Raw genomic sequence first — 22116 nt, 5'->3', positions numbered from 1 at the left:
TAGCCTTGGTAAAGGGAAAGGCGGTTTTGGGTTTAGACAAAACCGGGGTGAGGTGACGCTGTGAGTAACCATAAGTAAATGAACTCAATATCATGTCCTGACAAAGGTTTCAAGTTAAATTGACACCAATAGGCACTGCCGTGCCCTTACACCCTGCTATATATATCTTGGTTACTAAATAGGTTGTTGTGTGTTGTGAAATTCAGTTTAAGAGCAAATAATAAAGGCTAAACGTGAAGATTTCTGAAGGTAATATTTAAAACCGCAAAATCTCTCGGTCATAGTCTTCAGGTGTAGGTTCTATTTCCCAAACCAATCCTTCTCCTAGTTCCAAAATTACTTCCAAATACAACATATCTACAGGAGTTGTTGCTGTATCTTGATTATTTTCAAAAGCTTGTAAGTCTTCTGTTAGTAGTCGAAGCTTAAACCCAGCTGGAATTTGACCATCAAGAGTTGTACTTCGCAATTCAAAACGCCAAACATAATCCTCAGAAGCGCTTTTTGGGAAAATGCGTAACTCGTATGTTTGCTCTGCAATTATTATTTGCCGAGACAAGCCGAGAACTGCTTCTGCACTCCGCATTCCCGCAGGTACGACAACGAATTCTCTTTTTTCCCATCCCCACTGTTGAGCTAAATTGGCTACTCCTGTCTGCAACCATTGCGGAATTGACCGCTGTATGAGTAAACCCTGACGCAGTTCATACAACTTTTTTCGCCAACCGCTATGTGCCAAGAGCGCACCCCAGAGTGAAAATGGAACTGCTAAACGTGGAAATTTTACATCGCGATCGCCCAATCTTTCTAAAAGATTTTCTGCCTGGGTTTTGCCAATAGAATCTAAAGGTGCAATCTCGGCACGTAAGGTTTCTGACCGATTTAGTTGGCGTGTAACCCACAGCACATTAATATCTGGAATTAAATCTTCACTTTCCAAGCTGTAAGTGCGATCGCCAGCATCATAAACCCCTCTTGTTTTCAGAATTTGATGGGTTGTGTAGCCAAAAATCTTCATCCAGCTATCATCGGGATTAACTTGTACTGCTATGTAATAGTCAGCAACCCACTCTGGTATATCTACCCATTCCTGCGGTACGCGTAACTCATCGTCATCCATCGCCAGGGTGGGAATTAATACCAGGCGATCGCGATCGAAAGTAATAGCTGTGCCATTGACTACTTCCCAAAAACTCGGCAATGCCGCACTGTGAGGATAAACCTTGGCGGTGGGAGCAATTTCCTCCTGGAACCAAGGCAAAAATGCTTGCAAGCATTTTTGATTTATCCACCCACGTTGACAAGCACCAGCTGTTGAGTATGGTTGTTCTTGCACTTCTGGAAATTGGGTAATTTCCAAGTATAAATGCTGTGAGTCAATAGTGAATGGGGCAGGTGGGTTCAACATAAAAATTCTAGAATGGCTCCATATAAAGACCAATATTGGGGAGAGGGGAGAGACAAAATTATTTCTTGTCTGCTGATTGAATTTGGGCATGGCTATATTGGACTTTGAGCCATTCCTCTAAACTTGTGTTTATGGCATCTACTACGTCGGATTTCGGGGAAATATGCAAGGTGTTTTGACTCCATTGCGTAAGAGTCAGGAGCAATGACTTTTTAATGCTGCTCAGGCGACGAGAAACAGTATATTGCTTAATTTCTAGCTGTGCAGCAATTTCTTGTTGAGTCAGTTGTTGAACGTAGTAAGCTTGTAGTACTTTTTGGGACTCAGCATCGAGTGCAGCGATCGCTTGGGACAAAACTTGGTTTAACTGAGCTTGCTGCGATCGCATATTCACCGCTTCTTCCTGCTCAATAATTTCGGTTAGTAAAGATGTTTGCAAATCTACAGGCAATATATCTAATAAATTACCCTCATCTTCTTTGAGGGGAGCGTCTGTGGAAACAAACTTAGGATAAAAGAAATTACGGGCAGCTTTCGCAGCAGATAATACCCAAGTTTCTATAGTTTGCTGATTGACTGCAGCAGTGGGTGAACTCAATCGGCTTAAACGTTCTGCATTATAAAGATTACTAATAGCCTCCCAAGTCTGAGCATCTGGCTTGGCAAGCTGACGAATTTTTGTATTATCGCCTGTGTAGAGTTCCTTAAAGCATTCCCAGGCTAAAACATAACTCTCGATGCTTTGGGCGTTAAATCCGGCATTTTGTAATGACTGCACTAGTCGTTTGCGGCTAAGTTTATGCAATAATGCCCAGTCTGAGCAAATGTCTGCTTCCCGGTGTAAGCGCAGTGCATCTTTGATAATCGATTCAAAAGTTAATTGTGCATAGGCTTTTAAATGCGAACTGTATTGAGGGTTGAAATTTTTGAGGATTTTGTTACTATGAGCGATCGCCATCTGAAAACAATCGGCTACAGACGACTGCGTGTGAAAGTTGAGAGCGAATTTTCTGGCAGTCCAATAGCAAACCTCTTGTAGATAAGCAGAAATATGTGCAAGTGCCACAGCACTAGATTGAGTTTGCCAAGCTTTATACCAGTAAAGCGCCCAAAAGGTATCTGATTTCTCAGTTGACGACTCCAGGCAAACTTTCATACTGCGTCGCAGTTTGGCATCTGTTGCCCAACCACTAAATTGGTCTACATCAAATTGCACAAAGGTAGAAAAGATTTCAACAATGCCCTGTCGGGGTTGCATGGAATACTTGCCGCTGTTTGAAACATAGCTGATTTCAATTATACAACAATATAGCCAACAGCTAATTCCTTACTGCGTAAGGATTTTACAGATTTTTCAAAAATTTTCCGATCTGAGTGCATAAAGACTAAAAGTCATCGTAGAGAGTGATATGCAGAGAAGTTCATTTAAAAAGATGCTTTCTTTGGGGACTAGCGGAATCATTGAATAAGTTCGTTAAATACAGAACAAAATTTCGATAGTTACAGCCGCAAATTTATCCCACAAATATGCAACTTCTTAAAAGTTACCTAATTATCTCTGCATCACCTAATTAACAAAGAGAGAAAAACCATGTTAACTAATCAAAGCTGCCTAGAATCTTTTGGTTTAATTGAAGAACTTGACGAACAAGCTGCTGAAACAATTAGTGGCGGAGCTACCGAGGTGTTTACGGTTAAAAACAAAACGCCATACAATGTCTCCTACACTCTCGATGGTACAACAGCACCACAGTATGCCGCAAATCCTAATGATGGTTATGCTGTATGGACTGCCACTAGTGGAGGAATCATTAGATATGACAAAGACAGTCGAAATGACTATGAGGATTACGTAACGTACAATTTGGCCGATGGAGGAGTATATGAGTTTCAAGACAACACAAGCACTGTTGGCAATCCATACGATATACAACTTTATACTGTTGCGTAAATTTGAAGCAGATTTACTGATTTGAATTTTCGAGGTTAGATTGTCCTATCTCGGTTCAGATTAAAGATGCAACCACTCAAAAATCTGGGCTAAAAAACTAAATACAATATAATGTCGGGGCACTGAGTGCCCCGATTTTTTCATGCATAAGGATTTGCCCGATTTATCAAAATAGTTCTGCTCCAAGTGCATAAAAACTCAAAGTAGTCGTAAAGAGTGATATGCAGAGAAGTTCATTTAGAAAGATACTTTCTCTGGGGGCTAGCGGAATAATTGGATAACTTTGTCAAATATAGAACAAAATTTCAATGGTTACAGCCGCAAATTAATCCCACCAATATGCAACTTTTTAAAAGCTACTCTAATTAACAAAGTAGCCTAATCTGCAATTCTCAAGTGTACTTAGTAAATTACAATCAAGGATAAAATCCATGTCAAAAATCATTTCTACTAACGCTGCTGTTGTTGCTCAAGAACAACTTTTCACTAACCTAACGCCAGAAGAAGCGGCTATCATTGAAGGAGGATATAACCTCTATGTAAGTAGTATAGTTTGCCTGAAAGATGGTGCAGATACTTTTAGCCAAGACGATGTTTATGCTAACGTCACTGTTGACGAGATAACCAGTAGACTCAATGTAGGTGGTATGAGTGCAGGAGATGGTAAAAATCTAGGTTGGGAATTTAACTTTTTTGAAAATGCAGAAATCAGCTTTTTCGATAGTGATTGGCCAGACTCTGACGACGCTCTAGGCGGTTTTTCCGTCTCCGGCCCAACAAACGGTATACAAAGAACTACTATCGCTGGGGGCGGTTCTAGGTATAGAGTATCTTACTCAGTCAGTTGAAAAGGTTACAAACCCACCTGAGTATTACCATTTGGGATTTTAGATTTTGGATTGTAAAAAGTTAGTGATTAATGGGAACTCCAAGAAATAAATTATCCAATATTGTGGGGTGGGCAACATGAGCGCCCAATAAATAAAGGCGGGCGAGACTCCCACCCCACAATAAATAATTGAATATTTTTTTATTTGGAAGTCCCTAAGCTTTTGGGCAATCCATATATTGCAATCATTTTACAAATTGGTAGAACTTTGCAGAAATAGCCCAGTACTCAGATGTTTAGGTTTAACAAACTAAATATCATCTCTAGTCGGGGTTTTCTCCCCGACTTCTCTTTTTCCATCACCATTCGTCTTGACAATGAAATACCAAATAGTCCTCCAACACAGTGAAGAAGACTGCGGGGCTGCGAGTCTTGCCACCATTGCCAAACACTACGGACGCACATTTACCCTCAACCGCGTCCGAGAAGCCGTAGGTACAGGTTCTAGAGGAACATCCTTGCTGGGATTGAAGCGGGGTGCAGAAGTACTAGGATTCAATGCCCGCCAAGTTAAAGCCAGTCCCCAATTAATTGACCAATTAGATCAAGCTCCTTTACCAGCAGTTATCCACTGGAAAGGCTACCACTGGGTGGTATTATACGGACAAAAAGGCAAAAAATACGTTATCGCCGACCCTGGCGTTGGTATTCGTCATCTTACCCGTCAAGAATTAATGGCAGGTTGGAATAATGGCGTAATGTTACTACTGACTCCAGACGACAGTCGTTTTTATCAACAAGAATCAGATAAAATTGGCGGTCTGGGAAGATATCTGCAACGGGTTTGGCCTTATCGTTCTATTCTCGCTCAAGCGATCGCCATTAACATCGCCATTGGACTGCTTTCTTTGGCATCTCCTTTTATGATGCAACTCCTCACCGATGATGTCTTAGTACGAGGTGATACCCAACTACTAACGACTGTGGCCATTGGCGTTATCGCCATGAACTTAATTAGAAGCGCCATTAGTTTAGTCCAATCTCACCTTATCGGTCACTTCGGTCAAAGATTGCAATTAGGACTAATTCTAGAATACGGACGCAAACTCTTACATTTACCCCTATCCTACTTTGAAGGACGACGCAGTGGAGAAGTTGTCAGCCGCATTGCCGATGTCAAAGCCATCAATAACTTAGTTTCCCAAATTGTCCTGGGATTACCCAGTCAATTCTTTATTGCTGTAATTTCCTTGGGTTTTATGCTCTTTTACAGTTGGGAACTAACTCTCGCTTCCATAGTTGCATTTATGGTTGTCACAGGTGTTAACCTGCTTTTCTTACCCGCGATGCGGCAGAAAACCCGAAATTTAATTGTTTCTGGTACAGAAAACCAAGGCTTTCTGGTAGAAACATTTCGCGGCATCCAAGTATTAAAAACTACCCAAGCCACTCCCCAAGCTTGGTCAGAATACCAAGGGAATTATGGTCGCCTTGCCAACTTGGGCTGGAGTATGATGAAACTGGGACTCTATAGCAGTACAGTTACTGGCATTCTTTCCACCTTCATTAGTATTGGCATTCTTTGGATGGGTAGCTATTTGGTCATTAATCGCACCTTAACAATTGGTCAATTAATGGCATATAACGGCATGAGTGGCAACTTTCTCGGCTTCTTAGGTGCTGCGATCGGCTTAGTAGATGAGTTTATCACAGCCCAGATAGTCCTGCAACGGATGACAGAAGTTATTGATGCTACCCCAGAGTCCGAAAATGACTTTAAAAAGCCTTGGGCACAAATTCCTAGAAATGCAGATATTACTTGCACTGAACTTAACTTTCATCACGCAGGTAGAGTTGACCTCTTACAAGATTTTTCCTTAACTATTCCTGGCGGTAAAGTTATTGCTTTAATTGGCAAATCTGGCTGTGGTAAAAGTACCCTGGCAAAATTGCTAACTGGCTTATATAAAGTCGAGTCTGGCAATATTCGTTATGGTTTATATAATCAGCAAGATTTATCCTTAGAATGTTTGCGTCAACAAGTGGTATTAGTTCCTCAAGAACCCCACTTTTGGAGTCGTTCTATTATTGATAACTTCAACTTTAGCTATCCCCATATTAGTTTTGAAGAAATTGTCAAAGCTTGTCAAATTGCAGGTGCAGATGAATTTATTAGCAAACTCCCTGATAAATATCAAACTGTTTTAGGAGAATTTGGGGCAAATCTTTCTGGTGGACAACGCCAAAGATTAGCCATAGCCAGAGCCATAGTTACTCAGCCAGCAGTCTTAATTTTAGATGAATCCACAGGCGCACTCGACCCAGTAAGCGAAAGACAAGTATTAGATAGACTTTTATCCCATCGTCACAATCAAACGACTATTTTAATTAGTCACCGTCCCAAGGTAATACAGAGAGCAGATTTAATTGTATTTTTAGAACAAGGACGCTTAAAAATTCAAGGGACACCAGAAGAATTGCGCTCTTTACCTGGCGAACATTTAGATTTCTTAGATGATATTTTTCCCTCTCATAATGGGTTGGCGCTGATATCTTCCCCGGCTCATCATAACGGCAAGACTGCCACTATTAATTAAGATAGCAATTCGTTTAGCAGTTGTAAAAATCTCTGTTTTCTCTTTCTCTGTGTTCTCTGTGCCTCTGCGGTTTATTCATATTACATCATGGTTAGCAACACAAATTTTCTCCCCCCAATTCAAACAAACGAATTTCTCCCACCAATTACTCGTTGGACAACATGGGGCGGAATGTTTATTCTCTGCGTTCTCGGACTAGCTGTGCCACTTGCTGCTATTAGTAAATATAAGGTTACAGTCCAAGCACAGGCGGTTGTGCGTCCGGCGGGTGAATTGCGAATTGTGCAAGCGGCAACTGAAGGTCAGGTTATGCACATTTATGTCAAAGAAAATCAGCTTATCAAAAAAGGAGATGCGATCGCAACTATCGATGACTCCCGTCTGCAAACCAAAAAAAGCCAATTGCAAACTAGTATTCAACAATCTCAGTTACAACTAGTGCAAATCAATGCCCAGATTAGTTCCCTTAATAGCCAGATTCAAGCCGAAACTGACCGCCTTAACCGGATTATTACTGGCGCACAAGCGGAATTGAGCGGTCGCCGTCGCGAATATCAAGATAAAAATCTCACCACTGTTTCCGAACTCCAAGAAGCTGATGCCAACGTCAAAATTGCTGAAAAAGAATTGCTGGCTGGGGAAGCACAGTTAAAAACAACACAAGCAAATCTCCATGCTGCTGAAGCCGCTTTGGGTGTAGCCCAGTCAAAACAGAAGCGATATGAAAGTGTAGCCAACCAAGGGGCGCTATCTCAGGATCAATTGGAAGAAGCACAATTATCTGCCAGACAGCAAGAGCAAGCGGTAAAGGCGCAACAAGCGGCAGTGGAGGCGCAAAAACAGACAATTGAACGATTACAACAAGCGGTATCTGCGGTGATTGCCAGAAGACAACGCGCCCAAGTTGCCGTAAATCCAAGTAATGCAGCAGTAACTGTTGCTACTGAGCGAATTGCTCAAGAAAAAGCCGGAGGGGAAAGCAACAAAGCAACAATAGAAAAGGAACGCCAAGCCTTAGTTAAGCAACGGATTGAAATTGAAAAGCAGTTAGAGCGTGATACTAGCGAACTCAAACAAGCCAAAATAGATTTAGCTCAAACTGCGATCGCAGCTACTGCCGATGGTATCATTTCCCAACTCAATCTGCGAAACCCAGGTCAAACTGTGCGTCCTGGCGAGGAAGTATTGCAAATTGTCCCCACTGATGCACCTCAAGTTTTGAAAGCTGCCGTGGCATCTGAAGATCAAAGTAAGTTAAAAATTGGTCAAAAAGTCCAAATGCGAGTCAGCGCTTGTCCTTACCCAGATTATGGTACTCTAAATGGTCAAGTGCAGACCATTTCTCCAGATGCGAGCGCTCCTCAAAAGAATGGCACAAATACATCGATGAATGGGACTACTAGCCCAAAAGCTACTGCGCCTGGTGCTTTCTATGAAGTCACAATTGAACCGGAAACTCTGGTTTTAGGTAAAGGGAAAAACCAGTGTCACATTCAATTGGGTATGGAGGGTAGGGTTGATATTATTTCCCGTGAAGAAACTGTGCTGCAATTCTTTCTCCGTAAGGCGAGGTTGATTAGTAATTTGTAACTTTTTCTTTAATGTAACTATTACTGCCTGCGATCGCATATATTTTTTACCCTACCCTAACCCTCACACCACTTGCTTCTCCGTAGGAGTACAAGTCGGCAGAGTCGACAACAGTCGTCTCAAGTCGGGAAACCCGCCCCTACTAATTGTCTCCCCTTGGGAGAAGACTGCGACTCCCTCACCGATGCAGCATCTACGCTTTGTATCAGTTGAACTGTTGCGTTTTCGCCCTTGGCGTTGGCAAAGCCATCGCTTTTGTGTTTAATAAAAGCAAGTTTGCTAAATTCCTATATTGAATTCGGACAGTCGTTGATTGAATTCGGACAGTCGTTAATTGAATTCGGGCAGTCGTTAATTGAATTCGGGCAGTCGTTAATTGAATTCGGACAGTCGTTAATTGAATTCGGACAGTCGTTAATTGAATTCGGGCAGTCGTTAATTGAATTCGGGCAGTCGTTGATTGAATTCGGGCAGTCGTTGATTGAATTCGGGCAACCAATGTGTAACGGAATGTAACATATTCACAGATAAAAATGAGCAAGCGAGGCTGATTCTGATATGACTACCTGTAAAAATAGAAATTGGCACTCAGATTTATTAGGAGTTTTTAGTATTATTGGAGTGCTTGCTCATGTCATATTTTGTTGTGAAAATCACGCCTTAGCCCAGATTACCCCTGATGGGACATTGGGTAATAACTCTTCAAAAGTCACTCGCAATGTCAATATTAAAGGTAGTACTGCTGACCGGATTGATGGTGGAGCAACTCGCGGTGCAAACCTGTTCCATAGTTTTCGTGAATTCAATGTCGAAAAATCTCAGCGTGTTTATTTTGCCAATCCCACAGGAATTAAAAATATTCTCACAAGGGTAACGGGAAGTAACGTCTCGAATATTCTCGGCACACTGGGGGTAGATGGTGGCGCAAATTTATTTTTTATCAATCCCAATGGCATTTTATTTGGGAAGAATGCACGGCTGGATGTGGCGGGTTCGTTTGTAGCGAGTACGGCAAATTCTTTTGTGTTTGGCAATGGGTTGGAATTTAGTGCAACTAATCCTCAGACTCCTTCCCCATTACTAACAGTTAATCCTTCCGCTTTGTTATTCAATCAAATTACTGCTGCACCGATTCAAAACAACTCAGTCGCACCAGTAGGAATAGATCCCGCAGGTTTTAATGCATTTGGTTTACGAGTAGGAGATGGTAAAAGTTTGCTGCTAGTGGGCGGTAATATCAGCATGGATGGCGGCCAGTTAAATGCTTATGGTGGGAGAGTTGAATTAGGGGGGTTAGCAGCACCTGGAAATGTCAAACTTGTTTTTAGTGGGGATAATCTCAGCTTGAAATTTCCTGATAATGTGACTCGTGCTTCGGTATCGCTTACCAATCAAGCAGTTATATATGTCGAAGGGGCTGGTGACGGTGATATTGCAATCAATGCCCGCAATTTAGAGATTTTAGGAGGAAGTGGGCTATCTGCTGGTATTGGGGTAGGTTTGGGTACACCTGAAATTGTTGCTGGGGATATTACGCTAAATGCTACCGGGGAAATCAAAATTGCAGGTTCTAAAAGCGGAATTCGCAATTTTGTGCCCTTGGGATCAAAAGGCAATGGAGGTAACATAACCATCGATTCTGGTGACTTCTCTCTAAGTGATGGCGCTAAACTTTCTGCCTCAACTTATGGACAGGGGAATGCAGGGAATGTGACAGTAAATGCAAAAAATGCTGTTTCCCTCGCCAATGGTGACATCCTTAGCACAGTGGAAGCCGGAGGTGTGGGTAAGGGTGGCAATATCGACATCAATGCTACTTCACTCTCACTAATTGATGGCGCTCAACTGCTAACCAGTACTCGTAAAGCATCTGATACCCAACCAGCAGGAAGAGGGGATGCAGGCAACGTCAATGTTAAGGTAACAGGTGCTGTTGATATTGCTGGAGATAAAACCGGTTTTCCCAGTGGGATTGGCAGCAGTATGGAAACGGGGACAGTTGGCAATGGGGGTAACATTACCATCGATTCTGGTTCATTCTCATTACGAGATGGCGCTCAACTTGTTGCCTCAACTTTTGGAGTGGGGAATGCGGGGAATGTGACAGTGGGTGCAAAAAATGCTGTTCACCTTGCAGATGCTGCTTACATCTTCAGCACGGTGGAAGCCGGAGGTGTGGGTAAGGGTGGCAATATCGACATCAATGCAGCAAACTTGTCACTCACTAATAGCACTCTGCTAACCATTACTCGTGGTGCATCTGATACCCAACCAGCAGGAAGAGGGGATGCAGGCAATGTCAATCTTAAGGTAACAGGTGCTGTTGATATTGCTGGGGAGAAAAACGGTTTTCGCAGTGGGATTTTCAGCAGTGTGTCCACAGGAACAGTTGGCAATGGGGGTAACATTACCATCGATTCTGGTGACTTCTCATTACGAGATGGCGCTCAACTTTCCGCCTCAACTGCTGGAAAGGGGAATGGAGGGAGTATAAGTGTTAACGCCAGTGAAAACGTCTCTTTTAATGGTTCTTTCACTGGCATCATAAATGCTGTCTTACAAAATGCAAAAGGACAAGGTGGTGATATTCGTATTAAAAGTGACTCTCTCTCAGTTACCAATGGCGCTCAACTGATAGCTACCACTTTTGGAGAAGGAAATGCTGGTAGCGTAATTATTAATACTAGCAAAAACGTCTCTTTTGATGGAGGCGATGATTTTGGATTTGTCAGTGGAGTATTCAACGATGTGAACCAAACCGGTATGGGAAGAGGTGGAGATATTCGTATCAGTGCAAACTCACTTTCTGTAACCAACGGTGCTGAACTTACTTCCAGCACCTACGGTAAAGGAGATGCCGGTGATGTCATTATTGATGTAAATACCGTTTCTTTCAAGGGTTTAAGAATCACTAATGAGAGAAAACTTTCCAGTGGTGTTTTCAGTAATGTCCAACAAGGTGCTGAGGGCAATGGTGGGAAGATTCAAATCACTACTGATTCACTCTCAATTGCTGATAATGCAGAACTTGATGTGGGTACTTTTGGACGAGGAAACAGCGGGAATGTGATTATTGATGCCAGGGGTGATATTTATTTTGATAATGGTAATATTTTTAGTAGTGTAGAAAAAGGAGCAGATGGACGGGGTGGAGATATCCGCATTAGCTCAAAAAACATCTCATTTACCAACTCTGCCGAAATACAGACTGGTACAAAAGGGCAAGGAGATGCAGGGAATGTAACTATTACCGCCCGCGATCGCATATCCTTTGATGGGGTTGGTAGATATGCATTTCAAACTGGCTTTTCTCCCAGTGGTATTTTTAGTGCAGTGAGTGAAATCGCTAAGGGAAGAGGAGGAAATATTTTCCTGGATACTCGGTCACTGTCCATGACAAATGGCGCTCAACTTTTTGCCTCAACTTATGGACAGGGGAATGCAGGGAATATTCGCATCAATGCAAAAGATGTGATAACTATTTCTGGAACTAGTCAAGAAAGCGGATTTTCTAGTGCTTTATTGACATTTACTAATTCCACTTCCACTGGCATTGGTGGCGATATCACCGTCAACACTAATATCTTTCGCCTCTGGAACGGGGCTTTATTATCTGCAAGCACTGCAAATAATAGAAATGGTGGCGATATTACGGTGAATGCAAGTATTTTTGAAGCACTCAATGGTGGACAACTCGCCACCACTACCTCAAGCAATGGAAGTGCAGGTAAAATTACACTCAGGGCTACTGACAGAGTGATTGTTAGCGGTAGTGACCGTAATTACAATGACAGGATTGCTAAATTTCCTCTTGAATTTATCGACAATATTAGCGCTAACAGTGGCTTATTTGTAAGTTCTACTAGTTCAGGAATTACAGGCGACATCGAAATTAACTCACCCAAAATTACTTTAGACAACCAAGGCAAACTCAACGCCGAATCTGCATCCGGTAACGGTGGTAACATCAACGTCAACAGTAATTTACTCTTACTCCGTCGCAACAGTCAAATCTCCACCAACGCAGGTACAGAAAAATTAGGTGGCAATGGCGGTAATATCAATATCAACTCAAGATTTATCGTTGCAGTTCCTAACGAAAATAGTGATATCAGCGCTAACGCCTTCACAGGGATAGGTGGTAGAGTTGACATTACAACAAACGGTATTTACGGTATTCTTCCGCAAAAAAGCCCAACTGAAAACAGTGACATTACAGCGAGTTCAGAATTGGGGGTGAGTGGGCAAGTAACTATCAACAGTCCTGATACTGACCCTAGTCGCGGCTTAATTCAATTACCCTCTAACCTCGTGGATGCATCGCAACAAATCGCTCAAGGTTGCACTCCTAGAAGAGGACAAAACGCCAGTCGTTTTATCGCTACAGGACGCGGTGGATTACCCCAAAGTCCTAATGAACCTCTGCGAGGACGAGCAGTGATTACTAGTTGGGTAGATTTGCCCGCACAAGCAACAGCCATCACCGATAAATTATCTACTGCATCTATGACCAAATCTGACGATCGCATTGTGGAGGCTCAAGGATGGATTGTCGATACTAATGGTAATATTATGCTCGTGGCTCAATCTCCTCAAAGTTTTTCTATTCCCTCTGCCATGTCTTGTAGTCAATAATTCGTTACTCCAAGAGTTGGGGGAGGAATTACGATGAAACCCAAGAGCGATCAAAACAATCAGATGCATTACCTAATTTTAAGTTTTAAAAAGTTTACTCCGATCTAGTTACAATATCTGCTGAAATTAATTGTAGAAAAATTGATCGGGACGGCTAGCTGAAAACCCTTGAAGATGTGGCTCAAAGCTGTGGCGTAAGAAAATTGCATATTCACAGGTAGGAAATGAGCAAGCGAGGCTGGTTCTGATATGACAACCTGTAAAGATAGGAATTGGCACTCAGATTTATTAGAAGTTTTTGGCATTATTGGAGTGCTTGCTCACGGCATATTTTGTTCTGAAAATCACGCCTTAGCCCAGATTACGCCTGATGGAACATTGGATAATAACTCTTCAATAATCACTCCCAATGTCAATATTAAAGGACTTCCGGCTGACCGCATTGATGGTGGAGCAACTCGCGGTGCAAACCTGTTCCATAGTTTCCAGGAATTCAATGTGGGTGAGTTGCAGCGTGTTTATTTTGCCAATCCCACGGGAATCTCCAATATTCTCACACGGGTGACGGGAAGTAATATCTCCAATATTCTCGGCACATTGGGGGTAGATGGTGGCGCAAATTTGTTTTTGATCAATCCTAATGGAATTTTATTTGGGAACAATGCACGGTTGGATTTAGCAGGTTCCTTTGTAGCGAGTACGGCGAATTCTTTTGTATTTGGCAATGGGTTGGAATTTAGTGCAACTAATCCTCAGACTCCTTCTTCATTACTAACAGTTAATCCTTCCGCTTTGCTATTCAATCAACTTCAGGCTGGCAGAATTGAAAACAGGTCAATTGCACCAACAGGAGATAATATCTTTGGTCTACGAGTACCAGATGGTCAGAGTTTGCTATTAGTGGGTGGAGAAATTGCCATCAACGAAGGTAAATTGAATGCTCCGGGTGGGCGAGTGGAATTGGCAGGAGTTGCAGGTGAGGGGACAGTTGGACTGAATGTGGATGGTAATAATTTGAGTTTGATTGTTCCTGATAATGTAGCTAAAGCCGATATCTCACTCAGTAATCAAGCCTTGGTCAGTACCAGTGGCGAAGGTGGCGGCGCTATTCAGGTGTGGGGTAAAGGAGTTACAGTCAGTGGAGGTTCCCAGATTGAAGCCAGCACTTTAGGAGCATTACCTGGAAAAGGATTGAGTGTAAATGCTTCCGAATCAGTGCAAGTCGTTGGAGAATCACCTACTGGAATTCGTAGCGGTTTATTTGCTGAAACTTTTAGGACAGGAAGCGCAGGAAACCTGACAATTAACACCAGACAGTTACAAATCTTAGCAGGAGGAAAGATTTCATCTAGTACAACAAATGCAGGTTTGGCAGGAAATTTGATCGTGAATGCCTCAGAATCAGTGCAACTAATTGGTATTCCAGATAATCCCAATTTAGGTTCTAGTGGTATGTTTGCTGCATCTAATGGAGTGGGAGACGCCGGAGACATCACGATTAACACTAGACAGTTACTCATCCAAAATGGAGCCGGAATCATAACCGATAACGAAGGTAAAGGGATTGGAGGGAGTATAACAGTAAATGCCGAATCAGTGCAGCTAGTCGGTACTGCTATTCTTCCCCAGTTTCCTAATAGATGGTATCCTAGCAAAATAAGTTCTAACGCTTATAGCACAGGGACCGCAGGAAAGATTACGATTAATACCAATCAGTTGTTAATCCAAGATGGAGCAGCGATTTCAGCTCGAACTAGCGGTAGTGGGGCTGGAGGAAGTTTGACGATAAATGCCTCCCAATCAGTTAAACTGATAGGATCTGCTACTAATAGTAATAGTCTATTTCCCTTTCCCAGCAGCTTGGTGACTCAAACATTGAGTACAGGAACAGCAGGAGATTTGGTAATTAACACCAATCAGTTGATTGTCCGAGAAGGACAACTATCTGCCAGTACTTTTGGACAAGGGAATGCTGGCAATATAAACATTGAAACTGTCACCATGAATATCATTGATAGTCAAGTGGGAAGCAGTGTTTACCGTAAAGGGTTTGCAGGAAATTTGACTATTCACGCTGCCGAGTCAGTGGAAATCAGTGGAAAAATCAAATCGTTTACATCTAATATTGAAAATCCTGCTGGCTTATTTGCTCAGGTAAACCCTAGAGGTGAGGGTCGCGGTGGCAACTTGACCATTGAGACAAAACGCTTGAGTGTCAGTCATGGAGGCAAAGTGCAAGTCGCTACTTTTGGTCAAGGCGACGCTGGTAATCTCACAATTCGGGCTTCTGAAGTAGAAGTATTTGATACACCTGTTGATAACCTCTATGCTACAGGAATCAATGCAGGTATTGAACTAGACGCAGATGAAACAGTTATTCCACCTAGAGGCAATGGTGGCGATTTAATAATTGAAACCGATCGCTTGAGTGTGAGAGGTGGTGCAATAATATCGGTTGGCACTGCTGGAGTGGGCAATGCAGGTAGATTGCGAATTCATGCGTCGAAATCTGTGGAAGTCGTTGGGAAATCACCAAATGGTAACTTTAACAGCCAAATCACCGCTGCGGTGACGCCAGAAGGTACTGGTAGTGGGGGAAGTTTAAAGATTGAAACTGAGCAGATGAGTGTTCGGGATGGAGGTGAAGTCACTGTCAGTAGTACCGGAGCGGGGACGGCAGGCGACCTTGAGATCCAAGCTCGTTCTCTGAGTCTGGATAATCAAGGAGCGATCGCCGCCATAACCAGATCGGGGAATGGTGGTAATATTACCCTGAAGTTGCAAGACTTATTATTACTACGCAATCATAGTCAAATTTCTACCACTGCCGGCAGTAGCGAATTCGGTGGCAATGGCGGTAGTCTCATCATTAATAGCCCTTTCATTGTCGCTGTTCCCAAAGAAAATAGCGATATCAGCGCTAATGCCTTCACAGGGATTGGTGGTAAAGTTGACATTACAACAAACGGTATTTTTGGTCTTGTTCCCCAAAAACGCCCAACCGAAAACAGTGACATTACAGCGAGTTCGGAATTAGGGGTGAGCGGGGAAGTAACTATCAACAGTCCTGATACTGACCCTAGTCGCGGATTAACTCAACTACCCTCCAACCTCGTGGATGCATCCCGACAAATTGCTCAAGGTTGCACTCCCAGAAGACAACAAACCGCTAATCGTTTTATCGCTACCGGACGCGGTGGATTACCCCTTAATCCTAATGAACCGTTGCGAGGACGAGCAGTGATTACTGGTTGGGTAGATTTGCCCGCACAAGTAACAGCCATCACGGATAAATCATCTACTGCATCTATGACTAAATCTACCGATCCGATTGTGGAGGCTCAAGGATGGATCGTTGATGGTAACGGTAATATTATGCTTGTGGCTCAATCTGTGCAAAGTTCTTTTATTCCCTCTGCCATGTCTTGTAGTCAATAATTCATTACTCCAAGATTCCAGGGAGGAATTCCGAACTCAGGAATACTCTTAAACGAGCGCTCATATATTTTAGTTACCTCGGCAGATTTATTCTCCGTATTTACTTGTCTTCACATAGTTCAGTTTTTTATGCCTACCTACTTACACCTGTCAAGGGAGGCAGAGACAATACTGGCATCACCGTGCCAACGTGGTGGTTTGGGGAAAGGGGAAAAGAAAAGCTTTTAACCCAAACCCAGTAACCTTTTCCCAAAGCCCAATTTCAAGTTAAAAATGCTTAACCGAACAGTATTGGTATTAGCCCTTTTCCCTACTTCTGCAAGAAGTCTATCGACCGATAATACAAAATTTCTGCTTGGGGTGCATAAAAAATAAAACTCATCGTATATGAGTTCAGCAGGGAGATTCACTTAGCTCAACTTTATTCAGCAAAAACCCTGGCTCTTGGGCAAATGCTTTTTAAGTCAAACTACCTCCCCTTAAAGGTTTCAGGGATAGTGTAGACCTTATTTAGCGTTTTATTGCAGATATCTTGTTACCAACAAAACCGATAAAGTCGAGCTAAAACCGGACTTCCAATTGCGTCTCTATGTGATGAAATATCACCCTAGATAGACCTTGCTGAAACCAAAAAACTAAAACCTTTTACTTTTACTACTCAGAGGAATAACTAAAATGCCAACCTATAGTGGAACTAACGGAAATGACAATATTATCGGTAGTATTTTTACTGATAGTATCTTTGGGTTTGGAGGAAACGATACCCTTAATCCTGGGTCTGGACTTAATGATTATATAGATGGCGGCACGGGGATCGATTTACTCGTAGCCGACTACTCCAATGTCAGCAGTCCCTACAGCTTTTCCTTCAATAATATCGAAAAAATTTCCTTCAAAGGCGGTAACGGAGTTGATAATTTTACCTTCAACAACACCACTGATACCCTATACGGTAATGGTGGCAACGATATCTTGGATGCTGGGGCTTTCGATGATTATCTTAATGGCGGCAGTGGAAGTGACTCTATCTACGGAGGCGATGGTAACGATACCCTTAATCCTGGATCTGGAGTTAATGATTATATAGATGGCGGCACGGGGATTGATTTACTCGTAGTCGACTACTTTAATGTCAGCGATCCGTACAGCTTTTCCTTCAATAACATCGAAAAAGTTTCCTTCAATGGCAGTAACGGAGTTGATAATTTTACCTTCAACAATACCACTGACACCCTATACGGTAATGGTGGCAATGATGTCTTGGATGCCGGGGCATTTGATGACTATCTTAATGGCGGCAGTGGTAATGACTCTCTCTACGGAGGCGACGGCAATGATATTTTAAATGGTCGTACAGACAACGATTACCTTTTGGGAGGAAGTGGAGCCGATAAATTTGTCTTCGACTCTCTGTTTGATGGAATTGATTACATTGCAGACTTTAAGTACTTTGAAGGAGATAAAATTCAGATTTCTAAATTTGGATTTGGTGCGAGTTCTACCAGTCAGTTTAGTTATAACAACAGCACAGGTGCTTTGTCTTTTGATAAATCTCCGTTTGATGCGATCGCATCGGTTCAATTTGCCTCTCTCCAAACCAACTTAGGGAGCGGATTTCTTCCTAGTGTTGACATCGTTTTGGTTTAAAACAGGACTAATGTTAACAGGAGTAAGAGTTACATTTAAGAGTTGACCAAGTTCATTGATGATAAAACGCTTTACAGAAATCATCTAGATGACAAAACATAGGACAGGTTACTGGATTTGTTGTTATTTTCAGCTACCTGTCCTTTTCCTGATCCCGAACTCAGGTTAATTAGATTGTGGAGGCTCAAGGATGGATTGTTGATGGTAAGGGTGATATTATGCTTGTGGCTCCATTTGTGCAAAGTTCTTTTATTCCCTCTGCCATGTCTTGTGGTCAATAATTTGTTACTCCAAGATTCAAGGGAGGAATTCTGATGAAACCCAAGATTCATAAAAACAATCAGTGGCAACGGATATGTGACGGATTTAATATATGGTTGATTCATCCCTTTAAAATCCATAAGTTGCCTGTTTTCATGCTCTTGGTTCTGGTGACAGCTTTTTTGTGCGTTATTGCTTTTCCTGTTGCTGCAACTATAGAGACACAAAATATCGCAACTCTTGGAGTGTCAATCCAAAATCCTCCTGCACAAACACAAGACTTGCTGCAACAGGGTAAAGTGCTGTATGAGGCAGGACAATTTGCAGAAGCAGTTAGAGTTTTGCAACAAGCAGTTAAAAGTTTTGGCAGCCAAGGCAATGAATTACAGCAAGCTGTGGCATTAAGTAATTTGGCGTTGGCATATCAAAAAATGGGTAATTTGCCACCAGCGCAACAGGCAATTACGGATAGCTTGAAGTTGCTCGAAAAATCCTCTCCTGCCGAAAATCTTCAGGTTTTGGCTCCAATTCTAGATATTCAAGGTAGTATTCAACTAGACTTGGGACAAGCTGAACAGGCACTTAATACCTGGCAACGTGCGGAAGCCAGCTATAAGCAATTAGGCGATCGCAATGGCATTATCCGCGATCGCATCAATCAAGCTCAAGCATGGCAAGTTTTGGGATTTTACCGTCGGGGTTTGACAATCTTGACTCAATTGCAGCAACAGTTACAATCAAAACCTAATTCAGTTAGTAAAGCAGTAGAATTACGGTCTTTCGGGGATGCTTTGCAATTAGCAGGAGATTTGGATCAATCCCGTCGGATATTACAGCAAAGTTTGTCAATTGCCCAAAAATTGGATTCTCCCCAGGATGTGAGCGCGGCTTTGTTCAGTTTAGGCAACACGGCACAAGGACAGCAAGATTTTAAGGGTGCAATAGAGTTCTATCAGCAAGCTGCTGCGATCGCTCCTAACCCGATTAGCAAAGTTCAGGCTCAAGTTAATCAGTTGAATTTACTAGTGAACACGGGACAAACAACCGCCGTGCAGACACTATTGCCGCAAATTCAAACTCAATTGACACAACTACCTGCTTCTGTAACAACTATTTATGCCCAGATTAATCTAGCTCAAAGCTTGATGAAATTCGGGACTACACCCCAAGCGATCGCTCAAATCTGCGCGAGAGCCTTGCAACAAGCTCAAAATTTGGCAGATAAACGAGCCGAGAGCTTTGCCCTTGGGACTCTGGGCAGTGTATACGAGCAAACTAAACAATGGTCAATAGCCCAGAACCTCACCCAACAGGCACTTAACATAGCCGAAACAATCAACGCCCCAGATATCGCTTATCGTTGGCATTGGCAGTTAGGACGCTTGTTAAAACAGCAAAGAGAGATTGAGGGCGCTATTGCCAGCTATGATACTGCGATCAGTGAGTTGCAGACTCTCCGTAGTGACTTAGTAGTTGTGAATCGAGATGTCCAGTTTTCCTTTAAAGAAAGTGTAGAACCTGTATATCGAGAGTCCGTAGAATTATTGTTGCAGTTCCAGCAAACTCATCCGAGCGAACCAATCCTAGACAAAGCTAGACAGAGGATTGAAGCACTGCAACTAGCGGAATTAGACGACTTTTTCCGGGAAGCTTGCATTAATGCCAAAACTGTTTTGCTTGACACAGTGGTAGATAAAGATAATCCCACAGCCGCAATCATTTATCCAATTATTCTGCCTGATCAACTGCAAGTGATTGTCAAAATTCCTAACCAACCACTGCGTAATTATACAGTAAATAAGTCCCAGAATGAGGTAGAAGGTACTATTAAAAAACTCAGAGAGTATATATTAGAACCCGATCGGACTGAGGAAGTGCAAGCGTTATCACAGGAAGTCTATGGGTGGTTAATCAAGGAAATTGAGTCAGATTTAAAAGATGGTGGAGTCAAAACCCTTGTATTTGTACTGGATGGCATATTGCGAAATGTGCCAATGGCTATATTGTATGACGGTCAGCAATATCTGGTAGAAAAATACGCTGTAGCACTCAGCTTAGGACTTCAGTTACTCGCACTCAAACCCTTGACACAAACAAAACTCAATGTACTAGCTGCCGGGTTAGTGCAACCACCACAAGGCTTTCAACAGCAATTTCCACCGCTACCAGAAATTAAATCAGAATTCGACTCTATTTCCCAAGCGATCGCATCTACCACCCAGTTACTAGATCGAGACTTCAACAGCAAAAACCTAGAGAGTAAGGTAAATACTGTGCCATTTAATGTATTACATCTGGCAACCCACGGTCAATTTAGTTCTAATGTTGAGAATACTTTTATACTTGCAGATGATGGGCCGATCAACGTTACGCAATTTGATAGCCTACTGCGTCGTCGAGATCAAACTCGCTCAGAAGCCTTGGAAATGCTGGTGTTAAGTGCTTGCCAAACCGCTACTGGTGACAATCGCGCCACGCTAGGGCTAGCAGGAGCATCTGTGAAAGCCGGCGCTCGTAGTACCTTGGCTTCACTATGGCATATCAGTGATAAATCTACTGCTATTTTAATTGGTGAATTTTATCGTGAGTTAGTTAAAACTAAGGTGACAAAGGCTGAAGCCTTGCGTCGTGCCCAAGTAAAGTTGTTAAAAGATTATCCCAATTACAGTCGTCCTGGTTACTGGGCACCTTATGTTTTAGTTGGTAACTGGCTTTGACGAATATCCACTTATTGAAGTTTCTAGAAATTGCCCTTTTGAAGTGTAGTACAAGAGGGCTATGGAATGTAGTGAACTAATTTTAAATATTTTTAATTTAGAACTAAAACTTATGTCATTCAATCAAAAAGTTAACTTACCAAAGGTAAGGCTTCCTAATAGTAGTGAGATTCTTTGTCTGCAGAAAAATGAAGAAATATTTTTAATGTACGAGCAAGTACAAGAGTATTTTAGATATGGAATTGAACTAAATGAAGGTGATACAGTGTTTGATGTAGGAGCTAATATTGGTATGTTCTCTTTATGGGTATACAAATTGTGTAATAAAAATATAAATATTTATGCCTTTGAGCCTATTCCTCAAACATATCAAGTGTTGGAACAGAATGTTAAAAGCCTCGATCCAGAAAAAATAAAGACAATAGCTTGCGGTATTTCACAAACATCAAAGGTTGAGACATTTGCTTACTATCCTAATACTACATCTATATCCACTGCATACCCAGATGGTTCAAAAAAGGAAATAGATAAATTTAAAAAAGCTGCTTTTCAAAAAATCGATGCTATTCGCGATCGTAAAGATTTATCTTCGCCTTTATATTGGTATACTAAAATACCTCGTTTCTTGCTTTCGTTGATACTTGACTATAAATTCAAGAAAGCTTTCATCGTAGAACAAGTTACCTGTCAGTTAAAAACTTTATCCGAAGTTATACAAGAGTACAAAATTCATAAAATTGACTTACTAAAAATAGATGTAGAAAAAAGTGAATTAGATGTACTTTTGGGAATCAAAGAACAAGATTGGTCAAAGATTAAACAGATTGTTCTTGAAGTACACGATCTAGAAAATAGAGTAGAGAAAATTTCAAGATTATTGAGAGATAAGGGATTTAATAAAGTTATAGTAGAGCAAGAAAAATATCTCAAAGGTACTGATATCTGCAATATATATGCTTTGCGAGAGTTCGGTACGCCGATCTGAAAAAACAACGATAGCTTTTTACAATGGACGTATACATAGAACTTTAGTATCCAGGCAT

11 protein-coding genes are annotated in these 22116 nt (G+C 42.0%); 9 read left to right on the top strand and 2 right to left on the bottom strand.

The window, feature by feature from the left end; genetic code table 11:
• Nucleotides 1-256: 256 nt before the first annotated feature.
• Together HWQ42_RS33075 and HWQ42_RS33070 are read right to left on the bottom strand one after the other, a co-directional pair.
• Nucleotides 257-1408, bottom strand: coding sequence for a DUF1822 family protein (locus HWQ42_RS33075; RefSeq protein WP_292819724.1), 1152 nt, complete (start codon nucleotides 1406-1408; stop codon nucleotides 257-259).
• A gap of 58 nt (nucleotides 1409-1466) precedes the next feature.
• A complete protein-coding gene (locus tag HWQ42_RS33070; RefSeq protein ID WP_292819721.1) occupies nucleotides 1467-2666 on the bottom strand; it encodes a sigma-70 family RNA polymerase sigma factor in 1200 nt (399 codons plus the stop codon).
• A gap of 333 nt (nucleotides 2667-2999) precedes the next feature.
• Here HWQ42_RS33070 and HWQ42_RS33065 point away from each other — a divergent pair, with 333 nt between their 5' ends.
• The 9 genes from HWQ42_RS33065 (at nucleotide 3000) to HWQ42_RS33025 (ending at nucleotide 22058) form a co-directional block, all read left to right on the top strand.
• On the top strand, nucleotides 3000-3359 hold the full coding sequence (locus HWQ42_RS33065; protein WP_292819718.1) for a hypothetical protein: 360 nt from the start codon (nucleotides 3000-3002) through the stop codon (nucleotides 3357-3359).
• Nucleotides 3360-3790: 431 nt separating this feature from the next.
• Complete coding sequence (locus HWQ42_RS33060; protein WP_292819715.1) at nucleotides 3791-4207, top strand: hypothetical protein; 417 nt, start codon at nucleotides 3791-3793, stop codon at nucleotides 4205-4207.
• Nucleotides 4208-4565: 358 nt separating this feature from the next.
• Nucleotides 4566-6785: a peptidase domain-containing ABC transporter gene (locus HWQ42_RS33055; RefSeq protein ID WP_292819712.1), complete on the top strand. Its 2220-nt coding sequence runs from the start codon at nucleotides 4566-4568 to the stop codon at nucleotides 6783-6785.
• 87 nt (nucleotides 6786-6872) lie between these two features.
• Nucleotides 6873-8375, top strand: coding sequence for an HlyD family efflux transporter periplasmic adaptor subunit (locus HWQ42_RS33050; protein ID WP_292819709.1), 1503 nt, complete (start codon nucleotides 6873-6875; stop codon nucleotides 8373-8375).
• Between the two features lie 558 nt (nucleotides 8376-8933).
• Entirely contained in the window at nucleotides 8934-13010 is a 4077-nt protein-coding gene (locus HWQ42_RS33045; protein WP_292819706.1) for a filamentous hemagglutinin N-terminal domain-containing protein, read from the top strand.
• Nucleotides 13011-13259: 249 nt separating this feature from the next.
• Nucleotides 13260-16448: an S-layer family protein gene (locus HWQ42_RS33040; RefSeq protein WP_292819703.1), complete on the top strand. Its 3189-nt coding sequence runs from the start codon at nucleotides 13260-13262 to the stop codon at nucleotides 16446-16448.
• A 675-nt stretch (nucleotides 16449-17123) separates the two neighbouring features.
• Entirely contained in the window at nucleotides 17124-18095 is a 972-nt protein-coding gene (locus HWQ42_RS33035) for a calcium-binding protein (RefSeq protein WP_292819700.1), read from the top strand.
• Between the two features lie 416 nt (nucleotides 18096-18511).
• A complete protein-coding gene (locus HWQ42_RS33030) occupies nucleotides 18512-21073 on the top strand; it encodes a CHAT domain-containing protein (protein WP_292820269.1) in 2562 nt (853 codons plus the stop codon).
• 112 nt (nucleotides 21074-21185) lie between these two features.
• On the top strand, nucleotides 21186-22058 hold the full coding sequence (locus HWQ42_RS33025; RefSeq protein WP_292819697.1) for an FkbM family methyltransferase: 873 nt from the start codon (nucleotides 21186-21188) through the stop codon (nucleotides 22056-22058).
• The last annotated feature ends 58 nt before the right edge of the window (nucleotides 22059-22116 follow it).

Origin of the sequence: Nostoc sp. JL23 (assembly GCF_017115065.1) — a bacterium.
In the GTDB taxonomy this organism is placed as follows: Bacteria; Cyanobacteriota; Cyanobacteriia; order Cyanobacteriales; family Nostocaceae; genus Nostoc; species Nostoc punctiforme_A.
This window is presented reverse-complemented; position numbering and strand designations above follow the sequence as displayed.

Excerpts from the sequence above, each read along its gene's own strand:
- HWQ42_RS33075 (WP_292819724.1), bottom strand. The coding sequence starts at position 1,408 with ATGTTGAACCCACCTGCCCCATTCACTATTGACTCACAGCATTTATAC.
- HWQ42_RS33070 (WP_292819721.1), bottom strand. The coding sequence starts at position 2,666 with ATGCAACCCCGACAGGGCATTGTTGAAATCTTTTCTACCTTTGTGCAA.
- HWQ42_RS33065 (WP_292819718.1), top strand. The coding sequence starts at position 3,000 with ATGTTAACTAATCAAAGCTGCCTAGAATCTTTTGGTTTAATTGAAGAA.
- HWQ42_RS33060 (WP_292819715.1), top strand. The coding sequence starts at position 3,791 with ATGTCAAAAATCATTTCTACTAACGCTGCTGTTGTTGCTCAAGAACAA.
- HWQ42_RS33055 (WP_292819712.1), top strand. The coding sequence starts at position 4,566 with ATGAAATACCAAATAGTCCTCCAACACAGTGAAGAAGACTGCGGGGCT.
- HWQ42_RS33050 (WP_292819709.1), top strand. The coding sequence starts at position 6,873 with ATGGTTAGCAACACAAATTTTCTCCCCCCAATTCAAACAAACGAATTT.
- HWQ42_RS33045 (WP_292819706.1), top strand. The coding sequence starts at position 8,934 with ATGACTACCTGTAAAAATAGAAATTGGCACTCAGATTTATTAGGAGTT.
- HWQ42_RS33040 (WP_292819703.1), top strand. The coding sequence starts at position 13,260 with ATGACAACCTGTAAAGATAGGAATTGGCACTCAGATTTATTAGAAGTT.
- HWQ42_RS33035 (WP_292819700.1), top strand. The coding sequence starts at position 17,124 with ATGCCAACCTATAGTGGAACTAACGGAAATGACAATATTATCGGTAGT.
- HWQ42_RS33030 (WP_292820269.1), top strand. The coding sequence starts at position 18,512 with ATGCTCTTGGTTCTGGTGACAGCTTTTTTGTGCGTTATTGCTTTTCCT.
- HWQ42_RS33025 (WP_292819697.1), top strand. The coding sequence starts at position 21,186 with ATGTCATTCAATCAAAAAGTTAACTTACCAAAGGTAAGGCTTCCTAAT.